General features: G+C 66.6%; 17 protein-coding genes and 3 pseudogenes. 13 read left to right on the top strand and 7 right to left on the bottom strand.

Annotation, left to right across the window (positions count from 1 at the left end):
• The first annotated feature begins 2 nt into the window (after positions 1–2).
• Complete coding sequence (locus tag R0D99_RS07485; protein ID WP_317750769.1) at positions 3–1,076, top strand: DUF58 domain-containing protein; 1,074 nt, start codon at positions 3–5, stop codon at positions 1,074–1,076.
• Entirely contained in the window at positions 1,073–2,167 is a 1,095-nt protein-coding gene (locus tag R0D99_RS07480) for a VWA domain-containing protein (protein WP_317750768.1), read from the top strand. Before R0D99_RS07485 ends, R0D99_RS07480 begins: the two co-directional genes overlap by 4 nt.
• 153 nt (positions 2,168–2,320) lie before the next feature.
• Here the strand turns inward: R0D99_RS07480 and R0D99_RS07475 are convergent, their stop codons facing one another.
• Genes R0D99_RS07475 through R0D99_RS07460 form a run of 4 tightly spaced genes read right to left on the bottom strand, consistent with a single transcriptional unit; the run spans position 2,321 to position 7,167 of the window.
• Positions 2,321–3,334, bottom strand: coding sequence for a tripartite tricarboxylate transporter substrate binding protein BugD (locus tag R0D99_RS07475; RefSeq protein ID WP_317750767.1), 1,014 nt, complete (start codon positions 3,332–3,334; stop codon positions 2,321–2,323).
• A gap of 54 nt (positions 3,335–3,388) precedes the next feature.
• Positions 3,389–4,753, bottom strand: a complete 1,365-nt coding sequence (locus R0D99_RS07470; protein WP_317750766.1) for an MmgE/PrpD family protein — start codon at positions 4,751–4,753, stop codon at positions 3,389–3,391.
• Between the two features lie 50 nt (positions 4,754–4,803).
• Positions 4,804–5,997: a CaiB/BaiF CoA-transferase family protein gene (locus tag R0D99_RS07465; RefSeq protein WP_317750765.1), complete on the bottom strand. Its 1,194-nt coding sequence runs from the start codon at positions 5,995–5,997 to the stop codon at positions 4,804–4,806.
• 3 nt (positions 5,998–6,000) lie between these two features.
• On the bottom strand, positions 6,001–7,167 hold the full coding sequence (locus R0D99_RS07460; protein WP_317750764.1) for an acyl-CoA dehydrogenase family protein: 1,167 nt from the start codon (positions 7,165–7,167) through the stop codon (positions 6,001–6,003).
• 317 nt (positions 7,168–7,484) lie between these two features.
• On the opposite strand from R0D99_RS07460, the gene R0D99_RS07455 reads away from it, so the two are divergent.
• The 3 genes and pseudogenes from R0D99_RS07455 (at position 7,485) to R0D99_RS07445 (ending at position 11,050) form a co-directional block, all read left to right on the top strand.
• On the top strand, positions 7,485–8,402 hold the full coding sequence (locus R0D99_RS07455; RefSeq protein ID WP_317750763.1) for an SDR family NAD(P)-dependent oxidoreductase: 918 nt from the start codon (positions 7,485–7,487) through the stop codon (positions 8,400–8,402).
• Between the two features lie 149 nt (positions 8,403–8,551).
• Positions 8,552–9,530, top strand: a pseudogene (locus tag R0D99_RS07450) (Bug family tripartite tricarboxylate transporter substrate binding protein).
• Between the two features lie 8 nt (positions 9,531–9,538).
• Complete coding sequence (locus tag R0D99_RS07445; protein WP_317751035.1) at positions 9,539–11,050, top strand: class I adenylate-forming enzyme family protein; 1,512 nt, start codon at positions 9,539–9,541, stop codon at positions 11,048–11,050.
• A gap of 199 nt (positions 11,051–11,249) precedes the next feature.
• On the opposite strand, the gene R0D99_RS07440 is transcribed toward R0D99_RS07445, so the two are convergent.
• Positions 11,250–12,251 carry a tripartite tricarboxylate transporter substrate binding protein gene (locus R0D99_RS07440; protein ID WP_317750761.1) on the bottom strand — a complete coding sequence of 334 codons (1,002 nt, stop codon included), beginning with the start codon at positions 12,249–12,251 and terminating at the stop codon, positions 11,250–11,252.
• Between the two features lie 24 nt (positions 12,252–12,275).
• Positions 12,276–13,476: pseudogene (locus tag R0D99_RS07435) on the bottom strand (M20 aminoacylase family protein).
• Between R0D99_RS07435 and R0D99_RS07430 the strand changes: the two are divergent.
• The 3 genes and pseudogenes from R0D99_RS07430 to R0D99_RS07420 form a co-directional block, all read left to right on the top strand.
• Positions 13,369–13,827: pseudogene (locus tag R0D99_RS07430) on the top strand (hypothetical protein); the annotation flags it as partial. The pseudogenes R0D99_RS07435 and R0D99_RS07430 overlap by 108 nt on opposite strands.
• Before the next feature lie 78 nt (positions 13,828–13,905).
• Positions 13,906–15,330 carry an acetyl-CoA acetyltransferase gene (locus R0D99_RS07425; protein WP_317751034.1) on the top strand — a complete coding sequence of 475 codons (1,425 nt, stop codon included), beginning with the start codon at positions 13,906–13,908 and terminating at the stop codon, positions 15,328–15,330.
• A gap of 12 nt (positions 15,331–15,342) precedes the next feature.
• Positions 15,343–16,500 carry an acyl-CoA dehydrogenase family protein gene (locus R0D99_RS07420; RefSeq protein ID WP_317750760.1) on the top strand — a complete coding sequence of 386 codons (1,158 nt, stop codon included), beginning with the start codon at positions 15,343–15,345 and terminating at the stop codon, positions 16,498–16,500.
• Between the two features lie 17 nt (positions 16,501–16,517).
• On the opposite strand, the gene R0D99_RS07415 is transcribed toward R0D99_RS07420, so the two are convergent.
• Positions 16,518–17,360, bottom strand: a complete 843-nt coding sequence (locus tag R0D99_RS07415; protein WP_317750759.1) for an IclR family transcriptional regulator — start codon at positions 17,358–17,360, stop codon at positions 16,518–16,520.
• Between the two features lie 76 nt (positions 17,361–17,436).
• Here R0D99_RS07415 and R0D99_RS07410 point away from each other — a divergent pair, with 76 nt between their 5' ends.
• The 5 genes from R0D99_RS07410 to R0D99_RS07390 are packed head-to-tail and all read left to right on the top strand — an operon-like array spanning position 17,437 to position 24,863.
• Positions 17,437–19,056 (top strand): acyl-CoA carboxylase subunit beta, encoded by a 1,620-nt coding sequence (locus R0D99_RS07410; protein ID WP_317750758.1) that lies wholly within the window; start codon positions 17,437–17,439, stop codon positions 19,054–19,056.
• A 10-nt stretch (positions 19,057–19,066) separates the two neighbouring features.
• Positions 19,067–20,224, top strand: coding sequence for an acyl-CoA dehydrogenase family protein (locus tag R0D99_RS07405; RefSeq protein WP_317750757.1), 1,158 nt, complete (start codon positions 19,067–19,069; stop codon positions 20,222–20,224).
• 1 nt (position 20,225) lies between these two features.
• Complete coding sequence (locus R0D99_RS07400) at positions 20,226–21,047, top strand: enoyl-CoA hydratase/isomerase family protein (protein ID WP_317750755.1); 822 nt, start codon at positions 20,226–20,228, stop codon at positions 21,045–21,047.
• A 13-nt stretch (positions 21,048–21,060) separates the two neighbouring features.
• Positions 21,061–23,049 (top strand): acetyl-CoA carboxylase biotin carboxylase subunit, encoded by a 1,989-nt coding sequence (locus R0D99_RS07395; RefSeq protein WP_317751033.1) that lies wholly within the window; start codon positions 21,061–21,063, stop codon positions 23,047–23,049.
• Positions 23,046–24,863, top strand: coding sequence for an acyclic terpene utilization AtuA family protein (locus tag R0D99_RS07390; protein WP_317750754.1), 1,818 nt, complete (start codon positions 23,046–23,048; stop codon positions 24,861–24,863). The genes R0D99_RS07395 and R0D99_RS07390 overlap by 4 nt, the downstream gene beginning before the upstream one ends.
• Positions 24,864–24,871 lie beyond the last annotated feature (8 nt).

Raw genomic sequence — 24,871 nt, 5'->3', positions numbered from 1 at the left:
CCATGATCCGCTGGCTGCGCCGAAACCAGGCCCCGCTGCCCCACGCGGTGCCGAATGCGCCGCGCGAGGCCGCGGCCGAACCTGCCGGCGCCGAAGCCCTGCTGCGCCGGCTTGAATGGACGGTGCTGCGGCGGCTGGACGGCCAGTTGATGGGCGACTGGCGGACGCTGATGCGCGGCGGCGGTCTCGACCTGGCCGACCTGCGCGAATACCAGATGCACGACGACGTGCGCCACATCGACTGGAACGTGACCGCGCGCATGCAGTCGCCGCACGTGCGTGTGTACACCGAAGACCGGGAGATGACGGCGTGGTTTCTGCTCGATCTGAGCCCGTCGGTCGATTTCGGGTCGGGCGAGACGCTCAAGCGGCAGATTTCAACCGAATTCGTGGCGCTGCTGGCGCGCCTGCTCACCCGGCATGGCAACCGCGTGGGTGCGCTGCTGTACGGCGCGGGGGTCGAAAAGATGATCCCGGCCCGCGCCAGCCGCCGGCACGTCCTGCACCTGCTGGCGGCCATGCAGCGCGTCAGGCCGGCCGATGCTACCAATAAAATAGCTGCTCGCGCAGTGCAGACAAGCGCTGGCGGGACAAAACTGTCTGAATTGCTGGCCGCCGGCGCCAACGCCATCCGTCGCCGTTCGACGATTTTCGTGGTGTCTGATTTCATCAGCGAGCCCGGCTGGGAAAAGCCGCTGGGCCAGCTGGCGTTGCGCCACGACGTCGTCGCCGTGCGCCTGACCGACCCGCTGGAACGCGAGCTGCCCGACCTGGGCCTGCTGACGCTGCGCGATGCCGAAACGGGCGAGCAACTGCTGGTGGACACGCACGACGCGGGGTTTCGCCGGCGCTTTGCCGCCCTGGCCGCGCAACGCGAAGCCGAATGCCGCCAGGCGCTGGCGCGCGCCGGCGTCGACACGCTGGAGCTGTCCACCCAAGACGACCTAGCGCAGGCCGTGCTGCGCTTTGCCGACCTGCGCAAGCAGCGCGCGCGGCTGGCCACTGGCGGCGGGCTGCCCGCGCACCTTCGCAAGGCGGGTCGATCGCGCGACAATGGGACGCCCAACCACCCATGAACGCGACCTGGCCCGCCTTCCTTCACTGGCCTGCGGCGATCCCGCGACCGGCCTTTCTGTGGCCGCAGTTTCTGTGGCTGCTGCTGCTGCTGCCCCTGCTGGTGCTGCTGTACGTGTGGCTGCAGCGGCGCCGCCGCAAGCTGGCAGTGCGCTACGCCAGCCTGTCGGTGGTGCGGCAGGCGCTGGGCAAGGGCCCCGACTGGCGCCGCCACGTGCCGCCGCTGCTGATGCTGCTGGCGCTGGGGGCGCTGCTGCTGGCCAGCGCGCGGCCGGTGGCGGTGGTGGCCCTGCCGTCCAACCAGCAGACCATCATCCTGGCGATGGACGTGTCGGGCAGCATGCGCGCCACCGACGTGCAGCCCACCCGGCTGGAGGCCGCGCAGGCCGCGGCCAAGACGTTCCTGAAAGAGCTGCCGCGCGACGTCAAGGTCGGCATCGTGGCCTTCGCCGGATCGGCCCAGGTGGCGCAGTTGCCCACCGTCAACCGCGAGGATCTGGTCACCGCCATCGACCGCTTTCAGTTGCAGCGCGCCACGGCCACGGGCAACGCCATCGTCATCTCGCTGGCGACGCTGTTTCCCAACGCCGGCATCGAGCTGCAGCAGCTCAGCAGCGACCGCATGCGCGGTGGCATGGGGCGGTCGCTGGACCAGGCGCCGCCCAAGCAGAATGAGTTCATTCCCGTGCCGCCGGGCTCGTACACCTCGGCCGCCGTCATCATGCTGACCGACGGCCAGCGCACCACCGGCGTCGACCCGCTGGAAGCCGCCAAGATGGCCGCCGACCGCGGCGTCAAGATCTACACGGTGGGCATCGGCACGGTGGACGGCGAGACCATCGGCTTTGAAGGCTGGTCAATGCGCGTGCGGCTGGACGAAGAAACGCTCAAGGCCATCGCCCACAAGACCGCCGCCGAGTATTACTACGCCGGCACCGCGCAAGACCTGAACAAGGTGTACCAGAACCTGTCGAGCCGGCTGACGCTGGAGAAGAAGGAAACCGAAGTCTCCGCCCTGCTCGCCTTGGCCGGCGCGCTGCTGGCACTGCTGGCGGCGGGGTTGTCGATGTGGTGGTTCAACCGGGTGCTTTGAGAGAGTGCGGAGCGCCGGTATCGGCGGCGGGCTGGGTTGAGCAGTCAAGCCGTCACCCTCGGCCATGGCCGCCAGCCTGATAGAAGTTCGACGACTTGGGGCGCCGCTGGCCCTCACCCCTGCCCTCTCCCAGAGGGAGAGGGAGAAGAGAAGTTATTCCGCCGTGACGCCGGCCGCCTTGATCACCTTGTCCCAGCGCGCCACTTCAGCCGTCAGGTGCTTGCGCAGGCTTTCGGGCGTCGCCTTGTCGGCGGTGACCAGGTCGGAGCTCAGCTCGGTGATGCGCTTGCGCACCGTCTCGTCCTTGATCGCCACATTCAGCGCCTTGTTGATCTTGTCGATCACGTCCTTGGGCGTGCCCTTGGGGGCGTACATGCCATGCCACACCTTGACGTCGAAGCCCTTGAGGCCCTGCTCGTCCAGCGTGGGGATGGCGGGCATGGACGACAGGCGCTGCGGCGTGGTGACGCCGAACACCTTGACGCGCTTGCCGTCCTGAATGACGGGCGCGGTCTGGGTGGTCTGGTCGCACAGCAGGTCGACCTGCCCGCCCATCAGGTCGTTCATGGCGGGGCCGGCGCCCTTGTACGGCACCGTGGTCAGCTTCACGCCGACCTGGTGCATGAACAGCATGCCGCACAGCTGCGACACCGCCCCCACGCCCGCGTTGGCCAGCGACACCTTGTCCTGGTTCTTCTTCACGTAGTCCAGCAACTCGGGGAAGGTGTTGGCCGGGAAGTCCTTGCGCGACAGCAGCGTCATGGGCACGTCGAGCACCTGGCCGATGTATTCGAAGTCTTTCAGCGGGTCGTACGGCAGTTTCTTGTACAGCGCCGGCGCGGTCGCCATGCCCATGTGGTGGATGAGGATGGTGTAGCCGTCGTTCTTGGACTTGGCCACGCGCTGCGGGGCGATCGTGCCGCCCGCGCCCACGGTGTTTTCGACCACCACCGTCTGCCCCAGCGACTGGCCCATGGGCACGGCCAGCATGCGCGCCACCACGTCGGTCGGGCCGCCCGCGCTGTAGGGCACGACCAGGGTCACGGGCTTCTCGGGCCAGGTGGCGGCCAGGGCGCTGCCGGCCAGGGCCAGGGCGCACGCGCCGGCGGTCAAGGTCAGGGCAGGTCGAATGCGGGGGCACAGCTTGCGGTCGCGGGGGAATGTCATGGTGTCTCCTGGTGACGGGTGTGCGGTGAAAAAGAGGTTGGGTAAACGGCAATGTCAGGCCAGCAGCCGCGTCACCACCGGCCATTCGGGCACGTGCCACAGGCGCTGGACGGCGGCTTCGGCCTGGGCAGCGCCGACCGCGCCGCCGTACGCCGCCAGGCGCAGGGCCTTGGCGGTGATCTCGTCGCGCGACAGCGTGTTGCCGGGGTCACCCTTGGGTTCGTCGACCCGACCCTGCAGCCGGCGCCCGTCGCGCGTCTGCACGGTGACCTTACCGATCCAGCGCTGCGGATAGGCGGCGTCCACCTCGGCGTCCAGTTCCATGCGCACGTTCTGACACATGGCCACAGTGTCGGGCGACAGGTACTCGGCGTCGAATTCGGTCAAACCCGCATGTCCAAACCGTGCCGCCAGCGCCAGCACGGTGCCCATCGAGAACTTGCTCTGGTGCACGGTGACGGGCGACACCACCGGCCCCAGCACGTCGATGGCGCCCTGGTGCACGTGGCAGGTCACCTGCGCAATGTCGGCCGGCTGCAGCTGGTGCGCGCGCATCACCTGCAGCAGCGCATCGGCCGCCGGGTGGGTGTGGCGGCACGAGGCGTGCCACTTGAAGCTGGTTTCGGCCGTCGCCCAGCGCGTGCCAAGGCCGTCGGTCAGCCGCGCCGGGTCGGCGTCCTGGCTCATGCCCGCCGCCAGGCCCTGCGGGCCGGTGAAGATGTCCTGCGCGCCGGTGAAGCCGTCGCGCGCCAGGTAGGCCGCCATGAGCCCCGCCGCCGCGGCGTGGGCCGTGTGCAGTTGCTTGCTGTCGGCGCCGGTGCGCAAAAACTCCCACAGCCCCGCCGACTGCGTGCCCGCCGAGCCAAAGGCGTGCTGCATCTGCGCGGGCGACAGCTGCAGCAGCCGCCCCACCGCCGCTGCGGCCGCCAGCGTGCCCGCCGTCGCCGTGGTGTGAAAGATCTTGTAGTGGCTGCGACCCAGGAATTCGCCCACGCGGATGCCGACTTCGTACCCCGCCACGCAGGCCGCCATGAACTGCGCACCGCTGGCGCGAATCGCCTGCGCCACCGCCAGCGCGGGCGCAAACACCACGGCCGCCGGGTGAAACACCGATCCGTTGTGCACGTCGTCCTGCTCGGCCACGTGCGAGGCCGCGGCGTTGGCCAGCGCGGCCATCATGGGCGAGCTGCCCGCTTCGTGCGCGATGACTTCGCTCGGCCCATCGGCCGGCCCCTGCGACAGCGCAAAACGCGTCAGGCTGGCCACGGGGCGCGCACGGCAACCCGCCAGCACCGAGCCGAACCAGTCGACCCACAGGTCTTCGGCGCGCCGCTGCACCGCATCGGGCACGTCGGCCCATTGCAGCGTGGCGGCAAACTGGGCCAGGGGGTGGATGGTGACTTGGATATCCTGCTTCAAGATGGCCTCCGCCGCTGGTGGAACAAGCGTTTGTTGCTACGATTTTTATATCAACCTGCCGCAGCCGACTGCAGCGCATCGATGTCCGCCGCGCTCCAGCCCAGCTCAGCCAGGATGGCGGCCGTGTGCTGGCCCACGGCGGGCACCGGGTCCATGCGGTAGTCGAAGGCGCTGCTGGCACCCGGCGGCAGCAGCGCGGGCACGTCACCGGCCGGCGTGCCGACGCTGCGCCAACGCTGGCGCGCCGCCAGCTGCGGGTGCGCCCACAGCCCGGCCATGTCGTTGACGCGGGCGTTGGCAATGCCCGCCTGCTCCAGCCGGTCGACCAGTTGCGCCGTCGTGAGTTCTGCAAACACCGTCAGGATCAGGGCCTGCAGCGCCGCGCGGTTGAGGTTGCGCTGGGCGTTGTTTTCAAAGCGCGGGTCGCTGGCAACGTCGGGGCGCTGCAGCACGGCGTCGCAAAACGTCTTCCACTCGCGCTCGTTCTGCAGGCCCAGCATCACCGTGCCGCCATCGCCGGCCTGAAACGGCCCATACGGGTAGATGCTGGCGTGCGAAGCGCCGGTGCGGGGCGGCGGTGGCGCGCCGTCGAAGGCGTAGTACATCGGGTAGCCCATCCACTCGCCCATGGCCTCCAGCATCGACACGTCGATGTGGCTGCCCTCGCCCGTGCGCCCGCGCAGCAGCAGCGCTGACAGGACGTTGCTGTAGGCGTACATGCCGGCGGCGATGTCGGCCACCGAAATGCCGGACTTGGAAGGTGTCTCCGGCGTGCCGGTGACGGACAGGAAGCCCGCCTCGCTCTGGATCAGCAGGTCGTAGGCCTTCTTGTCGCGGTAAGGCCCGTCGGCGCCATAGCCGGAGATGTCGCACACGATCAGGCGCGGGTTGTGCGGCTTGAGCGCCTCGTAAGACAGCCCCATGCGCGCCGCCGCGCCGGGCGCCAGGTTCTGCACCAGTACGTCGGCGGTCTGCAGCAATTGCATCAGGGCCGCCTTGGCGCGGGGCTGCTTCACGTCCAGCGCCAGGCTTTCCTTGCTGCGGTTGATCCAGGTGAAATGCGAGGACTGGCCCTTCACACGCTGGTCGTAGCCGCGCGCAAAGTCGCCACCGCCGGGGCGCTCCACCTTGATGACGCGCGCGCCCAAGTCCGCCAGCTGGCGCGTGCAGAACGGCGCGGCGACCGCGTGTTCGAGTGAAACGACGGTGATGCCGTCCAGCGGCCGGAGGGTGTGGGGGTTCATGCGTCAGAACGAGCGGGGCAGCCCAAGAACATGTTCGGCCACGTACGAGTAGATGAGGTTGGTGGAAATCGGCGCCACCTGGTACAGCCGCGTCTCGCGGAACTTGCGCTCGACGTCGTATTCGCACGCAAAGCCGAAGCCGCCATGAAACTGCAGGCAGGCATTGGCGGCTTCCCAGCTGGCCTTGGCCGCCAGGTACTTGGCCATGTTGGCCTGCGCGCCCATGGGCTGGTGCGCGTCAAACAGCTCACACGCCTTCCAGCGCATCAGGTTGGCGGCCTCGACTTCGATGAAGGCGTCGGCGATGGGAAACTGCACGCCCTGGTTCTGGCCAATGGGGCGGCCGAACACCTGCCGGTCCTTCACGTAGGCGGTGACGCGGTCGATGAACCAGTAGCCGTCACCGATGCATTCGGCGGCGATCAGCGTGCGCTCGGCGTTCAGGCCATCCAGGATGTACTTGAAGCCCTTGCCCTCCTCGCCGATCAGGTTTTCTTCGGGGATTTCCAGGTTCTCGAAGAACAGCTCGTTGGTCTCGTGGTTGACCATGTTGGGGATCGGGCGCACCGTCAGGCCCTTCTGCTGCGCCTCGTGCAGGTCCACCATGAAGATCGACATGCCCTCGCTCTTCCTTGTCACCTCGGCCAGCGGCGTGGTGCGCGCCAGCAGGATCATCCAGTCGCTGTGCTGCACGCGGCTGATCCACACCTTCTGACCGTTGACCACGTAGCGCCCGTCCTTCTTGACCGCGCTGGTCTTGATCCTGGTGGTGTCGGTGCCGGTGGTCGGCTCGGTCACGCCCATGGATTGCAGGCGCCATTCGCCCGACGCGATCCGGGGCAGGTACTTTTCCTTCTGCGCCGGCGAGCCGTGGCGCAGCAGCGTGCCCATGTTGTACATCTGGCCATGGCACGCACCGGAATTGCCGCCGCAGCGGTTGATCTCCTCCATGATCACGCTCGCCTCGGTCAGCCCCAGGCCCGAGCCGCCATATTCATGCGGAATCAGCGCCGCCATCCAGCCCGCCTGCGTCAACGCGTCGACGAACGCCTCGGGATAAGCACGCTGCTCGTCCACCTGGCGAAAGTATTCGTCCGGAAACGCCTTGCACAAGTCGCGGACGGCATCGCGGATCTCGGGGTAGTTGTTGCTTTGGGTTTGTTCGATCATCTCGGTGAATCTCAGGGTTTCGTGCCTCCAGCGCTTGCACTGCAAGCCTTTCTAGCTATACCTATTGCAGCAGACGAACTGGCCGGCTGGCGCCGCGTCCTCGAAGTCCGACGACACGCAGGCAAGCTGGCATGCCCCCTATGCTCGTACCAGAACGCCCGCCGCGCAATCCGCCTTTGTGGAAGCATCCCTTCATGGGGTTTGAAGGGCGTGTTTTCGGTAGCCGAAGCCGGCCCTTTGCAACGGCAAATGGCGCAGTCAAGGCTTTCCTGCCATCCTTGCCCGACGCTCCTCATGGAGACTCAAGAAAGACAAACATGGCAGACAAGATGTTGCAGGACAAGGTGATCGTGGTCACCGGCGCTGGCGGGGGCATCGGGCGCGACATGGCTTTGGCGCTGGCCGCCGAAGGCGCCCGGGTGATGGTCAACGACATCGGCACTTCCACCACCGGCGAGGGCACGGACAGCGGCCCGGCCAGTCAGGTGGTTGACGAAATTCGCGCGGCGGGCGGCCAGGCGGCCGCCAATACCGACAGCGTGGCCGACGCCGCCAGCGCAGCGCGCATCGTGCAATGCGCGCTGGATCATTTTGGCCGCATCGATGGGGTGGTCAACAACGCCGGCATCCTGCGCGACCGCTTCTTCCACAAGATGAGCCAGGATGAATGGGATGCGGTGGTCAAGGTGCATCTGTATGGCAGCTACTACGTCAGCCGCGCGGCCGCCAACCATTTCAAGGAGCAGGAAAGCGGTGCCTTCGTGCACATGACGTCCACGTCCGGCCTGATCGGCAACTTTGGCCAGGCCAACTACAGCGCTGCCAAGCTGGGGCTGGTGGCCCTGTCCAAGAGCATTGCGCTCGACATGCAGAAGTTCCAGGTGCGGTCCAACTGCATCGCACCCTTCGCCTGGAGCCGCATGATCGGGTCGATTCCCACCGACACGCCCGAGCAGCAGGCGCGTGTCGCCAAGATCCAGCAGATGACACCGAACAAGATTGCGCCGCTGGCGGTGTACCTGCTGTCGGACGCGGCGCGCGAGGTCAATGGCCAAGTTTTCGCGGTGCGCAACAACGAGATCTTCCTCATGAGCCAGCCGCGCCCGCTGCGATCGGTGCACCGCAGCGAAGGCTGGACACCCGCGTCGCTGGCCGAACACGGGATCCCGGCGCTCAGCGCGTCCTTCGTGCCCATGGATCGATCGGCCGACGTCTTCTCGTGGGACCCCGTCTGACAGTCGAGAATCCGGTCAGTCCTGTTCCTAGGCAGAAACCCGGGCTTAGGCAAATGCAAATTCCCCGCATGAGAGGCTGGGCCTACGCTTGGCAAGCGCGCCGGTCGCTGGCGCTGGCATTTCCCCCATTGAATGTGAAGGAGAGCGTCATGCAAAGGTACCGCCGCCATACCCTATGGGCCATGGCCTTGATCGCCACGGGGCTCGTCGCGCAGCCCGCAGCCGCACAGGGCGTGCCGACCGTCCGCCTGCTCGTGGGCTATTCCGCGGGCGGGCCAGTCGACCAGGGTGCGCGACTGTTCGCCCCTGCCCTGGCCAAGGAGCTTGGCAGTTCCGTCGTCGTGGAAAACAAGACCGGCGCCAACGCCACGCTGGCCGGCAATGAGGTCGCGCGGGCCAAGCCCGACGGCCTCACGCTGTGGTTTGCCGCCAGCCCCACCATCACCATCAGCCCCAACGTGATGAGCAAGATGCCGTTCGACCCGGCACGCGACCTCACGCCCGTGGCGCCCATCCTCAGCTACTACAACGTGCTGGTGGTGAACAACAACGAGCCCTATCGCACCACGCAGGAACTGGTGGCCCGCGCCAAGGCCCAACCCGGCAAGCTGGCGTATGGGTCGGCGGGCGTGGGCGGCTCCAACCACCTGGGGGGCTCTGCTGTTCGCGCGCCGCAGCGGCATCGAGATGAACCACATTCCCTACAAGGGCAACGCCCCGGCCATGACCGACGTGATCGGCGGGCAGCTGAACATGATGCTGGACATCATCAGCACAGCCAGCGCCTACATCCAGGCGGGCAAGGTGCGCGCCATCGCCGTCACATCGCCTCAGCGAAATGCGTCGCTGCCCGACGTCCCCACCTTCGCGGAATCCGGCATCGAAGGCCTCAATGGCTTCGACGTCGGGGGCTGGTACGGCATCTATGGCCCCAAGGGCATGCCAACCGAACTGGTGGCGCGGCTCAACAAGGCAGTGAATTCGGCGCTCGAGCAGCCAGAGCTGAAGAAACGCTTCAAGGAATTGGGCTACGACGAGTGGACGGGCAGTCCGCAAAAACTGGCCGACCGCGCCGCCAAGGAGCGCACCATGTGGGCCAGCGTGACGCAGGGCATCGTGGTCGACTGAACAGGCCCATGGCGCAACGCATTCACCAGCTGCTGCAACGCTGGCTGCAGGAATCCCCCGACCGTCCTTTCATTCACCTGCAGCATGGCCAGCCCAGCCTGACGTTTGCCGACCTGGGTGCACTAACCGACGCGGCCGAGGCAGAGCTGCGAGCGCTCGCCGTGCGGCCCGGCGATCGGGTCTTGGTGGTGGCCGAAAACTGTCCCGAGCACGCGGCGCTGATCCTGGCGTGCAGCCGCGTCGGCGCCTGGTCGTGCGGCGTCAACGCGCGCATGGCGCCTGCCGAAGTCGACGCCTTCGCTGCCATGGCCGACGCACGTGTGCTTTACTTCACGGCAGGCAGTTCAGTCAGCGCGGCCGCACATGGCGCACGCCATGCGGCCGTGGCCAGTGTGCTGCCAGGCATGCAGCACAGCGGGGTTCGCGAAGATGCCACGGTCGAACCGTTGCCCCTCAGAGACGAGGTGGCAGCGCTTATCTTCACGTCCGGCACCACGGGTACGCCCAAGGGCGTGATGGTGACGCACGATGCACTGGCGCACTTCGCGCGCGTGTCGGCCGAGTCCCGCGCACTCGCGCCGGATGATCGCTCTTATGCCTTCGTGCCGATGACGCACATCTTCGGCCTGGGCACGGTACTGCTGGCCTCATTGCACGCGGGTGCGCAGCTGGTACTGCGGCCCCAGTTCGACCCGTCAGACCTGCTGGACGCGCTGGCGCACCATGGCGTGACGCAGTTGCAGGGTCCGCCGGCGCTGTTTTCGCGGCTGCTCGCCCACCTGCATGAAAAGGGCATTACCCATCCCACAGCGCCGTCGCTGCGTTATCTCTACACCGGCGCGGGCCCGCTGGACCTTACGCTCAAACATCGCGCCGAAACCGCTTTCGGCCAGACGCTTCACCACGGTTACGGACTGTCGGAATACGCAGGCTCGGTCCATCTCACCCGCCTGGGCGAGCAGCGCGGCGACACCAGCGCCGGCTACGTGGTCGATGGCGCTGACGTGCAGGTCACGGATCCCGTCACTGGCCAGCCACTGGCCGCCGGTGAACGCGGCGAGCTGTGGCTGCGGGGGCGCGGGCTGATGCGTGGCTACTTCCGCGATGCACCGGCTACCCACGCCGTGATGCGCGACGGCGGCTGGTACGCCAGCGGCGATCTGGGCGAACTGCATGCGGACGGCGCGCTGTTCGTCGTCGGGCGGCTGAAGGAAATGATCATCCGGTCCGGCTTCAATGTTTATCCGGCCGAGGTCGAATTGGCGCTCAACCACCTGCCCGGCGTGCAGCGCAGCGCTGTCGTAGGTCGCCCCGAGCAGGACGGCAACGAGGAAATCATCGCGTTTATCGAACTGACGTCTGGTGCCACCTTCGACGAAGAGGCTGCACGTGAGCGACTGCGCGACCAGCTTGCGGCGTACAAGCGACCCAGCCGGTTCGTCGTTGTGACCGAACTGCCCACCAGCCACAACGGCAAGGTGCTGAAGCGTCAACTGCAGACCATTGCCGCAGCGCTTTGATCAAACAAGGCGTCCGCGCCAGCGGCCATTCCAAGCGGCGCCGTTAGGCCGATCTCTGGCCTGACCGGGTGGCGCGATACGCTCCGCCACCCATAAATTTTGAAAGAAATAGGCCTGCAGCGCTTGTTTATGAAGCGTCTAAAGCTATTATTTTAATAGCACAACCGAAGTCATTTCTGCGCGAGCTGGCCCTGAATATTCAAGCCGCGAGGTTCTTGCGCCCCATCAATTTCAGCAAGTTGGCGATGCGGTCAACCATCTCCTTGAACGCCGCGTCCGCCTGAGCCTGGGTTTCCATGGGTTGGGCCACTTTGCGGCCTTCCGCTTCAAGACGGCCGCGGATGTCGGGCCGCGACACCGCCTCGCCGATGGCCTTGCGCAGCACAGCCACGCGGTCGGCCGGCGTGCCCTTGCGCATGAAGTAGCCGCCGCCGATCTCGTGTACGAAGTCGGGAATCTGTTTGCTCTGGGTAATGGGTGCAATGTGCTTGAGGCCAGGCGCCATGTCCTTCGAGAAGCTGGAAACGATCTTCAACCGACCTTGCTCCTGCATGCCGTCGTAGCTGTTCTGATACGGCAGGATGCCAAAGTCCACTTGCCCGCCGGCCAAGTCCTGCAGTGCGGGCGCCGCGCCTTTGTAGGGCACGTGCAGGAAAGGCAGGCTGAGCCGCGCCGCCAGCCCATCGCCCATCAGGTGATAAAGCGAATCGACGCCGACCGTGGCGTAAGTCAATGGCTTGCCCCTCTGCTGCCGGGCGTAATCCAGGAATTCGTCCATGGTCGACACCGAGATCCCGTTGCGCACCAGCAGCACAATGGACGCCGTCGCGATGGGGGCCGAGTAGACAAAGTCCGCTGGCCGGTAGCGCGCTGCGGGGTTGAGCATGGGCGGCAGAACGACCTCGTTGGGAGAGCCGTGCAAAAAGGTGTAGCCGTCCGCGGGAGAGCTCAGCACCTTGTTGGCGCCGATCAGCCCGGTGCCGCCGCCGTAGTTTTCGACGATGACCTGCTGCTTCAGGCTCTGCGTGAAGGATTCGGCAAAGATGCGCGCGGACGCGTCGCTGGCTCCGCCGGCCGGGTAAGGCACCACCAAGGTCAGCGGCTTGGCGGGAAAACCATCGTTGGCCCATGCAGGCAATGCGGCCAGGGTGCAGGCGCCGCCCGCGGATTGCAGGAAATGGCGGCGTGTGAAAGCGCTCATGTGTGTCTCCTCTGGTTGAATGGTTCAGACAAGGCGGCTTTGGGCCAAGAGCACCCACAGCGCCGCGCCCAGCGGCAAGGCCTTGTCGTTGAAGTCGTACAAGGGGTTGTGCACGTGGCATCCCCCGTCCTCGCCGGTGCCGTTGCCCAGGCGGACATAAGCCCCCGGCCGGTGTTCCAGCATGTAGGCAAAGTCTTCGCTGCCCATCACCGGTGGGCGCTCGACCACGTTGTCTGCGCCGACCAGGCGCGTGGCCACCTGCCGCAACACGTCGGTCTGCGCCGGGTGGTTGACCAGCACCGGGTACTTGCGCTCGTAAAGCACTTCTGCCTGCAGCTGATAACTTTGCGCCTGCGCGGCAATGAACTCGCGGATGCGCTGCTCGACTCGCGTGCGCACCGCCGCGTCGAGCGTGCGCACGCCAATCTTGAGCTGCGCGCTTTCGGGCACCACGTTGAAGGCCTCGCCGGCCTGGATCGACCCGACGGTGATCACTGCCGACTTGAGCGCGTCGACCTCGCGCGACACGATGGACTGCAAGCCCAAGGTGATGCTGGCGGCGCACTGCATTGGGTCGATGCCGTGGTGCGGCATGGCCCCATGGGCACCCTTGCCACGCAAGGTCACCGTGGCGCGGTCGAACGACGCCAGCAGCGGACCCGGGTTGATGGCGAACTGGCCTACCGGCAAACCGGGCGAGTTGTGCAGCGCATAGATTTCGTCGCACGGAAACCGCGTGAACAGGCCTTCGTCCACCATGCGCAAGGCGCCGCCCTCGTTTTCCTCTGCCGGTTGAAAGATGAGGTGCAAGGTGCCGTTGAACGGCACCGACTCGGCCAGAAAACGCGCCGCGCACAACAGGATGGCCGTGTGGCCATCGTGCCCGCAAGCGTGCATCTTGCCGCTGTAGCGGCTGGCGTAGGGCAAGCCGGTCTTTTCGACAATGGGCAGCGCGTCCATGTCGGCCCGTATGCCGAGCGTGCGCACGCCCTCCCCCCTTGCGCAAGGCCCCCACCACGCCCGTGCCGCCCAGACCACGGTGCACGTCGTAGCCCCAGGCGGCCAGGCGATCCGCGACGAGGTCACTCGTGCGGCGCTCTTCGAAGGCCAACTCGGGATGGGCATGCAGATCGTGCCGGATCACAACGAACTCTGGCGCCACGGCCTGCATCGTCTGCAGCAGGCTTGCAGGCGCATGCGATTCGAGGGTCAGAGGAGCAATCATTTGGTTCAGTGCAACGGCGGGCCAGTGCACGCGCTAGGACGCCATCCTATGAAGATGAAGGCCGCTGACCTATTCGTCTTTCGCAAACCTGAGCTTGCCTTCCGCCAAAGCCGGGTTTGCACCAATACACGCATGCAAGACGCTTGCCAGCTTCTGGCCGATGGAGCGCCGGGCGATGAAAGCCCCCCCTTACGAATTGCCGAATTGAAGTTGACCCGCGACCCAGGCATGCTGCAAGTTGCAAGGACCCACTCGCATCGCCCCATGCATCTGAGCGCACAAACCCACTACCAGGCCGAACTGGACGCTGGCCGCTTCTGTGTCCAGCACTGTCCCGCGTGCCAGAAACATGTGTTCCCCCCGCGCGAACTGTGCCCACACTGCGGCCATGGTGCTCTGCGATGGGTGCGGCCCAGGGGCACCGGCGAGGTGTATTCCGCCAGCACGATTGCGCGCAAACCCGACGACGGGGGTAACTACAACGTGGCGCTGATCGACCTGGACGAAGGCGTGCGCATGATGAGTCGGGTGGACGGGCTGGCGCCCGACGCGGTGACGATCGGGCTGCGTGTGCAGGCCTTCGTGGACCAGCAGGACGGGCGTGGTCTGGTGCTGTTTCGACCAGCACCAGCAGGGGGGTGCAGCATGAGCCGCGTGCCCCGCTCCGGCCTGGATGCCGCTACCGTCAACCGCAGCTTGCGCGGCCGCGTGGCCATTGCGGGCGCCGCCACCTATGGCTGCGGTGAAGCGCCGGGCATGGACGACATGACGCTGCTGGCCCGCGCCGCGCACGCCGCCGTGGCCGACGCGGGGCTGACTCTGCAAGACATCGACGGGCTGGCCACCTGCAGCGTCAGCAGCAGCATGTGGGCCATGCCTGTCATCGAGCACCTGGGCATCAACCCCACGTATGTCGATGGGACGATGCTCGGCGGATCGAGCTTCATCGCCCACCTGCTGCCCGCCATCCGCGCCCTGGACGCCGGCCAGTGCAAAGCGGTATTGGTTTGCTATGGCAGCGCTCAGCGCTCGGCCACCTTCGGACGCAAGGAAGTGCAGAGCGCGCGGCGCTTACTTGATCCGCAGCCGTACGAGTTTCCGTACCAGCCGGTGCTGCCCGTTACAGCTTACGCGTTGGCCGCAGCACGGCACATGCACGAGTTCGGCACCACGCGTGCGCAACTGGCCGAAGTGGCGGTGGCTGCACGCACGTGGGCACAGCAGAATCCCGAGGCCTTCATGCGGGACGCACTGACCGTCGACGACGTCATCGCCGCCCGCCCGGTCGCCAGCCCGCTGGGCGTGCGCGACTGCTGCCTGGTGACCGACGGTGGCGGCGCCGTCGTGCTGACGCGGGCCGAGCGGGCACGCGATCTGCCGCGACCGCCTGTGTACGTGCTCGGCAACGCCACCGCCCTCTGGCACCGGCAGATCTCGTGCATGCCCGATCTGACGACAACCAGTGCGGTGCAGTCGGGCGCCCAGGCCTTTGCCATGGCCGGACTGAACGCTGCCGACATGGACATGGCACAGGTCTACGACGCCTTCACCATCAATACCATCCTGTTCCTGGAAGACTTGGGCTTTTGCGCCAAGGGAGAAGGCGGCGCCTTCGTGCAGAACGGCGGCATCGCCCCAGGTGGCCGACTGGCCGTCAACACCAATGGTGGCGGCCTGTCTTGCGTGCATCCCGGCATGTACGGCATCTTCGCGCTTATCGAAGCCGTACGCCAGTTGCGCGGCGAGGCCGGCGCACGCCAGCTGGCGCGGCACGACACCGCCGTCGTCCACGGCAACGGCGGCACGCTGTCCAGCCAATCGACCGCCGTGCTGGGCACTGCCGCGGCCCTGTAGAAAGACCGACACATGATCCGTGATCCCGAGATCCTGGAAGCCCTGCTGGACAGCGTACGCCGCTTTGTGCGCGAACGCCTGGTGCCCGCCGAGAACGAAGTGGCCGAGACCGATGAGATTCCCGCTGACATCGTGCAGGACATGCGCGAGCTGGGCCTGTTCGGCATGACCATTCCAGAACGGTTCGGCGGCCTGGAACTGACGATGGAAGAGGAGTGCCGCGTCCTGCTGGAGCTGTGCCAGACGTCGCCCGCCTTCCGGTCGGTGATCGGCACGACGGTCGGCATTGGGTCGCAAGGTATCCTGATGGATGGCACGCCCGAGCAGCAGGCCGAGTGGCTGCCCCGGCTGGCTACTGGCGACGTCATTGCTTCGTTCGCGCTGACCGAGCCCGAAGCCGGCTCTGACGCGGCATCGCTGCGTACCACGGCGATCCTTCAAGGCGACCATTACGTGGTCAACGGCACAAAGCGCTTTATCACCAACGCCCCGCACGCCGGCATCTTCACGCTCATGGCGCGCACCAATCCGCAGGACAAGGGCGCGGGCGGCGTGTCATCGTTCATCGTCGATGCGAAGAGTCCCGGCATCAGCTTCGGACCCTACGACAGAAAAATGGGGCAGCGCGGCGCACACACCTGCGATGTGATCTTCGAGAATGTCCGAGTGCCCGCGGCCAACCTGATCGGGCTGCAGGAGGGCCGCGGCTTCAAGACGGCCATGAAAGTGCTCGAAAAAGGGCGCATCCACATTGCCGCCGTGGCCGTGGGTGTGGCGCAACGCATCCTACGCGATGCGCTGGCTTATTCGCTGGAACGCAAGCAATTTGGTCAGCCCATCTGCGAATTCCAGCTCGTCCAGGCCATGCTGGCCGACAGCCAGGCCGAGCTGTACGCTGCCGAATGCATGACGCTCGACGCCGCCCGGCGGCGCGACGAAGGCCGCAACGTAGCCACCGAGGCCTCATGCGCCAAGATGTTCGCAACCGAAATGTACGGGCGCGTGGCCGACCGTGCGGTACAAATCCTCGGCGGCGCAGGCTACATGGCCGATTACGGTATTGAGCGTTTCTACCGCGACGTGCGCCTGTTCCGCCTGTACGAAGGCACTACACAGATTCAGCAGATCATCATTGCGCGCAACATGGTGCGTGAAGCACGCGCCGCATAGGTCGGCAGCGGCTGGGCTCAAGCCTCGGGCCGCAGATCCCACCGTCGAAGCTCGCGCTGCATTGCCATCGCAAGTTCCTCGCTGCGGGCGCGTGGCAGGCGCGTGCGCGGCGCCACGATGCTGAATGCGGCGTGGCCACACGATCCGAATCGAAAGCCCACACCCACGCCCGCGACTCCTCCCGAACTGCCGCGCGAGTGTCCGGATTCGCGCGTTTGCCCTGCCCACCGGCGAAGGCGAGCCAGGCCCACGTCGTCGGACTGATATTCGGATTCGTGCCGCCGGTAGTGGGCCGCCAGCGCATCGTCGCTCAACGACGCCAGCAGCGCCAGACTGCCAACCCCCTGGCCCAGCAGCCGCGTGCTGCCCACATTGAGCGCGAACGACCGTACCCGGTGTTCGCCCTCTTCCAGGTGCAGGCAGTGACTGTGGTCGCCGGAGCGCACCATGAGGAACACGTTGTCACCCGACAGTCGCGCCAGCGCCTTCATGGCGGGCAAGCACGATTGCACCAGGGGCGGCCGATCCATGCAAGCCGCACCCAAGGCCGACGCTTCGACTCCCAAGTAGTAAAGGCCCGTGGCCACGTCCTTGCGCACCAGCGCCTGCGCAACCAGGCAACCCACCAGGCGCCAGGCGGTCGTGCGGTCCAAACCGGTTTCGTCCACCAGGCGCTGCAACGAAATTCCGTCGGCATGACTGGCCGCGATGCACCGCAGAAGCGCTCCCGCACGCTCCACACTTTGTGCGCCACTGACCGGTCGTGAAGTCGTCATGCGGGTATCCCCTATGTGCACATTATGCACATAGGCAGCGACGGCATTTGCCAATGGTGAAACGTTGCCTTGCAATGGGGCCATCCGACCATCACAGTCCAACTGAACCGCCGGTCGGCACGCAGCACCGCACCCAATTGGCACTTCGCAACCGCTCTTCATGATCCCGTTCGCATCGCGCATTCACCCTGCCTCTGAGGCCTTCCAGTCGCAGCGTGCGGGCATGCTGGATCTGGTTGGCCAGTTGCGCGCGCTCGAGCAGCGGGCCGCCGACACGTCTGCGCGTGCGGCGGCGAGCTTCAACAGACTAGGCGCACTGTTGCCCCGCGAGCGCGTGGGCCGTCTGTTGGATGCCGGCATGCCTTTCCTTCCGCTGTGCAACCTGGCCGGCTATGGGATGGACGACGCTGACCTTGACCGTTGCGTGCCGGGCGGCTCGCAGATCGCGGGGATCGGCTATGTCTCGGGCGTGCGCTGCATGGTGGTCGCCACCGACTCGGGCATCGACGCGGGCGCGCTCACCGAGGCCGGTAACCAGAAGCTCATGCGTTGCCAGGACATCGCGCTAGAGAATCGCCTGCCGTTCGTGCATCTGGTTGAATCGGCCGGCTCCAACCTGCGCAAATACCGGGTGGAAAAATTCATCCGAGGCGGCGGCATGTTCTACAACCTGGCGCGCTTGTCGGCCGCCGGTCTGCCGGTGGTAACGGTGGTGCACGGTTCATCCACGGCCGGCGGCGCCTACCTGCCCGGTCTGTCGGACTACGTGGTCATGGTGCGCGGGCAGGCCAAGGCCTTTCTGGCCGGCCCGCCCTTGCTCAAGGCCGCCACGGGCGAAGTCGCCACGGACGAGGAGTTGGGCGGCACCGACATGCACGCCAGCTTGAGCGGCTTGGCCGAGTACGTCGCCGAGAACGACGCCCATGCCGTCGCCCTGGCCCGGGATATCGTGGCCGCCCTCGACTGGAACGCCGCGACATCACCCTTTGCATGTGACGCCGATCCGCCCCAACTGAACCCGGAAGAACTGGCAGGCGTGATGGTGCTGGAGCACCGCAAGCCCGTAGACATGCGCGAGGTCATCGCGCGCGTGGTGGACGGTTCGCGCTGGATGGACTTCAAGCCCGACTACGGTCCAGCCACGGTCTGCGGGCATGGGCGCATCGAAGGCCACGCAGTAGGATTCATCACCAACAACGGCCCGATAGATCCCGCCGGTGCCACCAAGGCGGCGCAGTTCATCCAGCTGTGCAACCAGTCGGGGACGCCACTGGTCTTTCTGCAGAACACCACCGGCTTCATCGTCGGTCGCGCCTCCGAAACAGCCGGCATGATCAAGCACGGCAGCAAGCTGATCCAGGCCCTCGCCAATTCGCGGGTGCCGCAGATCACCATCTATTGCGGCGCGTCATTCGGTGCGGGCAACTACGGCATGTGCGGGCGCGCGTTCCGGCCACGCTTTTGTTTCTCGTGGCCCAACGCGCGCACTGCGGTCATGGGCGGCGAGCAAGCTGCCGCGACCCTGGAAATCGTCGCCCGCCAGCAGGCCGACCGCAAGGGCACGCCGGTGGACGAAGACCGGCTCGCGGCGCAGAAGGCCGAGATCATCGGCCACTTCGCCGCCCAGTCCAGCGCGTTCTATACCAGCGGCCATCTGCTGGACGACGGCGTGATCGACCCTCGTGATACGCGCGCCGTGCTGGCCTTTGTGCTGGCCACTGGGCGCGAGGCCGAGGCCCGTCAACCCCGCGCCGTGCAGTTCGGCGTGGCCCGCTTCTGAAGGAAGCACTGTGCTTTACACCGCTGAACACCATGAACTGATGGCCAGCATGCGCCGTTTCGTCGCGGCTGAAATCGACCCGTTTGTCGACGAATGGGAAGCCAACGAAGTTTTCCCGGCCCATGAGTTGTTCAAAAAAATGGGTCGGCTGGGTTTTCTCGGCATCACCAAGCCCGAAGCCTATGGCGGCATGGGGCTCGATTTCTCCTACGCGCTGGCCGCTGCCGAGGCCATTGGTCACGCGCGTGCCCAAGGCGTGGGCATGGGCGTCGGCGTGCAGTCGAACATGGCCACCCCTGCGCTGGCGGCGTTCGGGTCCGACGAACTGAAGCGGGAGTTTCTGGCGCCGGCCATTGCCGGTGATGTCGTGGTAAGCATCGGCGTGTCGGAACAGGGCGCTGGCTCCGACGTGTCGTCCCTGAAGACCCGCGCGCGGCGGGACGGCGACGACTATGTCATCAACGGCTCCAAGATGTGGATCACCAACGGCACGCAGGCCGATTGGATCTGTTTGCTGGCCAATACTTCGGAGGGTCCGCCGCACAAGAACAAGTCGCTCATCGTCGTGCCGCTGAAGCAAAACGGAAGGCGCGCGAAAGGGGTCGAGATCCAGAAGATCAAGAAGTTCGGCATGTGGTCATCCGACACCGCGCAGATCTTCTTCGACGAGGTGCGCGTGCCCGTGCGGCACCGCATCGGCGAAGAAGGCATGGGCTTCGTCTACCAGATGAAGCAGTTTCAGGAAGAACGCCTGGACGGCGCGGCACGCCGCCTGGCCAGCATCGACCTTATCAACGAAACCGCCGACTACCTGCGCCAGCGCATGGCATTTGGCCGGCCGCTGCTGGACAACCAGTTCATCCAGTACAAGCTGGCCGAGCTGAAGACCGAGCTTGAAGCCCTGCGTTCGCTCACCTACCGCGCCACGCTGGCCTACATCGATGGCGAGGACGTGACCGAACTCGCGTCCATGGCCAAGCTCAAGGCCGGTCGGCTGGGGCGCGAGATCGCGGACTGGTGCATGCAGTTCCAGGGCGGCATGGGCTACACGTGGGACAACCGCGTGTCGCGCGCCTATCGCGACTACCGACTGGGCTCCATCGGGGGCGGCGCCGACGAGGTGATGATGATGGTGATTGCCCGAAAGATGGGCCTGATGGAGATGTGACATGGCCGACCTTGCCCACATCCTTCTGCGCCGCCAGCACGACGTGCTGTTCGCGACCCTCAACCGGCCCGACACGCGCAATGCCCTGGCCCCCGAAATGGTGGTTGAACTGGCCGACATCGTGCATGTGGCCGAATCCGATGACAAAGTCCGCGCGCTGGTGCTGCGAGGTGCCGGCGGCTTTTTTTGCGCAGGCGGCAACGTTGTCAACTTCCAGGTGCGGCTCTCGGCGCAAGACTCGAACGACGACCCCATCGCCGCACGCAATCGCGATTTCGGGCGCTTCATGCAGCGCCTGGCCGCGCTTCCCATTCCCTTGATCGCCGTCGTCGAAGGCGGCGCCATGGGCGGCGGCATGGGCCTGGCGTGTGCAGCCGATCTGGTGCTGGCGACGCAGGATGCGCGCTTCGCGCTGAGCGAGACCTCGCTCGGCATCATTCCCGCGCAGATCGCGCCTTTCGTGGTGGCGCGGGTGGGGCAGCGTGCGGCGCTCCGGCTGGGCCTCTTCGGTGAACGCCTGAGCGGCGAAGACGCGCAGGCCCTGGGCCTGGTGGACGAACTGGCGGCAGATACAGCGCATCTGGACGCACTGCTCGCGCAATGGCTGACGCGACTGTGTGCCTGCGCGCCCGGTGCCAACCGCGCACTGAAGCCACTGCTGCGGCGCTGCGGACACGAAAGCGACGACACCTTGCTGGACGATGCGGCGCAGCAGTTCGCCGCCTGCATGCGCCACGAGGGTGCCGAGGGCATTGCCGCTTTTCGAGAGAAGCGCCCGGCCGCATGGCGACAGGCTTTTGGCACCGCCGATGTGCACGCCTGAGCGGATTTGCACCATGACACTTCGCAAGCAGATCAGGCCCTTTCACACCGTGCTCGTCGCAAATCGGGGCGAAATCGCGATCCGCGTCATGCGCACCGCGCATCGCCTGGGCTACGGCACCGTGGCCGTGTATTCGGAGGCGGATCGAGATGCGCCTCATGTACAGGCGGCAGACCGGGCCGTGTGCATTGGCGGCGCAGCGCCCAGGGACTCATACCTGAACATCGCCGCCATCTTGGCTGTGGCCGAGCGCTCGGGCGCAGACGCCGTGCATCCCGGGTATGGATTTCTGGCCGAAAACGCGGAATTTGCCGACGCGGTCGACGCCGCCGGCCTGGTGTTCATCGGCCCGCCGGGCGCGGCCATTCGCGCCATGGGCAACAAGGCCCAGGCCAAGCGCCTGGTGCTGGCCGCCGGCATGCCCTGCATTCCGGGCTATCAGGGCGAAGACCAGGGTGATGCCGCATTCCTCGCTGCCGCCGCAGACATCGGATTTCCGGTCATGGTCAAGGCAGCTGCCGGTGGGGGCGGGCGGGGTATGCGGCTGGTCGACGATGCCGCTGCGCTGCCAGAGGCACTGGCATCCGCACGGTCGGAAGCGCGGGTCGCTTTCGGCAGCGATGAACTGATCCTGGAGCGCGCCGTGCTGGCGCCACGCCACGTCGAGATTCAGGTACTGGCGGACAGCCACGGCCACGTGATCCACCTGGGCGAGCGCGACTGCTCGGTGCAGCGCCGCCACCAGAAACTCATCGAGGAAGCACCCTCCCCCGCCGTCGACACCGCGCTGCGCGCGCGCATGGGCGAAGTGGCCGTTCGGGCCGCGCGTGCCATCGGCTACATCGGCGCAGGCACGATGGAGTTTCTGCTCGACCGTGACGGACGCTTCTACTTCATGGAGATGAACACGCGCCTGCAGGTCGAACACGCCGTGACCGAAGCAATCACCGGTCTGGACCTGGTCGAATGGCAGATGCGCGTCGCCTCTGGCGAGCCGCTGACGCTTGCGCAGGACGACGTTCAGCTGAACGGCCACGCCATCGAGGTGCGCCTGACGGCCGAGGACGTGGCCGCTGGCTTTCTACCCCAGACTGGACCCGTCCTGCGCTGGCGACGACCGGAAGGTGACGCCGTGCGCGTAGACCATGGCCTCGCCGAGGGCGGCGTGGTGTCGCCGTACTACGACTCGATGGTGGCGAAGCTGGTCGCACACGGTCGCACCCGCCAAGAAGCGCGGCGCAAGCTGCTGCGCGCGGTGGAGCAGTGCGTACTGCTGGGCCTACCCACCAACCAGGGCTTCCTGGCCGACTGCCTGGCCGACCCCGTGTTCGCCGAGGGCAGCCAGGTGCATACCGGCTTCGTTCAGGAGCGCTTTGGCGCCCGCTTGTCTGAGCGGCGGCAACCGCCGCTGCGCACCGTGGCGCTGGCCGCCTTCGCCACTTTGGCACAAGCGATGCCGCACCCACAAGGACACATTCGTCCCATTCGGCTGGGCGGGCAAACGGCCCGCGTTTCGCTGGCGCATTGCGGTGAGCGCTGGGATGCGCAACTGTCCGACGCCGACGACGGCTGGATGTTGAGGCTGGGAGACCATGCCTACACCCTTCGCCACGCGGCATGGCAAGACGAGTCGCTTGACACACTGCACGCCGAATGCGATGGCGTTACGGAGCGCATCCATGTGGCGCGCCAGCCCGACGCCCTGCACTGCTGTCATGCGGGGCGCATCTGGCGCTTCGACTGCGTGAGCGACCGCACGCCACGGAACGCAGCAGTCGGCAGCGGTGCGGTCACGGCGCCCCTCACAGGCCGCATTGTCGAAGTGGCCGTGGCCACGGGCGACCTGGTGCAGGCGGGTCAACGGCTTGTCGTACTAGAAGCGATGAAGATGGAACACACGTTGACCGCACCGATGGCCGGCGTGGTGGCCGAAGTGACCGCGCAAGCAGGCGGACAGTCGACGCTGGGCGCATTGCTGCTGCGCATCGAGGCGGCGGCATGACGCCGAAGACAGTGCGCATCGGCGGTGCGTCAGGCTTTTGGGGCGACTCGGCCATCGCAACGCCGCAATTGCTGCGCGTGCCGGGAATGCAGTACCTGGTGTATGACTACCTGGCAGAAACCACCATGGCCATCCTGGCCCGTGCCCGCGCCAAGGACGTATCGCTCGGTTACGCCACCGACTTCGTCCACGCCGCCATGGCGCCGTATCTGCACGCAATATGCGAACGCGGCGTGCGCGTGGTCGCCAATGCGGGCGGGCTGAATCCCATGGCGTGCCGCGATTCGCTGGCGGCGGTGGCGGCCACACAGGGCCTGGCGCCGCGCATCGCGGTGGTGACGGGCGATGACGTCCTGCCGCAGTTCGAGCAACTGCGCGCTTCGGGCTTGCGCGACTTGTACTCGGGCGAAGCGCCGCCCGCCACCTTGTGTTCGGCCAACGCGTATGTCGGCGCGCGCGGGATCGCCCAAGCGCTGGCGATGGGTGCTGACATCGTCGTCACGGGCCGCTGCGTGGACAGCGCCGTGGTCCTGGGTGTTCTCGCCCATGAATTTGGCTGGCGCTGGGACGACTGGGATCGCATGGCCGCCGGCACGCTGGCGGGCCACGTTATCGAATGCGGCGCCCAGGCCACGGGCGGGCTGTTCACCGACTGGCAGCAGGTGCCGGGCTGGGCCGACATCGGATACCCGGTCATCGACTGCGCGCCGGACGGCAGCTTCGTGCTATCCAAGCCCGAAGGCACCGGCGGGCTGATCCATCCCGGCGCGGTGGCCGAGCAAATCCTGTATGAAGTCGGTGACCCGGCCCACTACCTGATGCCCGACGTGACCTGCGACTTTCGCCAGGTGCGCGTGGAAGCCCTGGATCCGGGCCGCGTACGAGTACAAGGCGCTCGCGGCCGACCGCCCACCCACACCTACAAGGCCAATGGCACATGGCGCGACGGCTACCAAATCCAGCAGCTGATGGCCATTCGCGGCATCGACGCGCCGGCGAAGGCGCGCAAGACCGCGGAGGCGTTGCTCGCGCGCACCCGCGCGCAGATGCGCCAGCATGGTTTAGACGATTACACCGAAAACTGTGTCGAACTGCTGGGCTGCGAAGCGCTGTACGGCCCCCACGCGCGCGCGTTGCCGACCCGCGAAGTGGTGTTGCGGATCGGTGCGCGGCACGCAGACGCGAAGGCGCTCACTTTTCTGCAGCGCGAATGTGCGTCCGCGGGTACGTCGATGGGGCCAGGCACGCGTTCGTCCTTCACGGGGCGCGCGGACGTGCAGCCCGTCGTCAAGGTGTTCTCTTTTTTGGTGCCCAAGACGCAAGTGCCGTTGCAGGTGGTGCTGTGCGACAAGGTGGAGTCCGTGGCGGAGCCCGCATCGGCGCCCCCTCAGATGGCCACGCCCGTGCCCGCCGCTACGGCAGACGCCCCGGACGTCACTGACGGCGTCGAAGTGCCGCTGGTGGCCCTCGCCTGGGCCCGCAGTGGCGACAAGGGCGACGACGAAAACATTGGCGTCATCGCACGCCGGCCCGAATGCCTGCCCGTGCTGCGCGCACAACTCACGCCTCAGCGCGTTAAGGACTGGTTTGCCCATCTTTTGCTAGGTGAAGTCGAGCGCTTCGACGTGCCCGGCTTGCACGCGCTCAACTTCGTGCTGCAACGGGCACTGGGCGGCGGCGGCGTCGCCAGCCTCCGCTCCGACCCCTTGGGCAAATCCTTCGCGCAGATGCTGCTCGACCTTCCGGTGCGCGTGCCCCGCCAATGGGTCGACGATGGCGTGCTGGCACCGCATTCCGTTGATTTTCCCCACTGACCCCCCAG

Origin of the sequence: Ottowia sp. SB7-C50 (genome assembly GCF_033110285.1) — a bacterium.
Classification (GTDB): domain Bacteria; phylum Pseudomonadota; class Gammaproteobacteria; order Burkholderiales; family Burkholderiaceae_C; genus Ottowia.
This window is presented reverse-complemented; position numbering and strand designations above follow the sequence as displayed.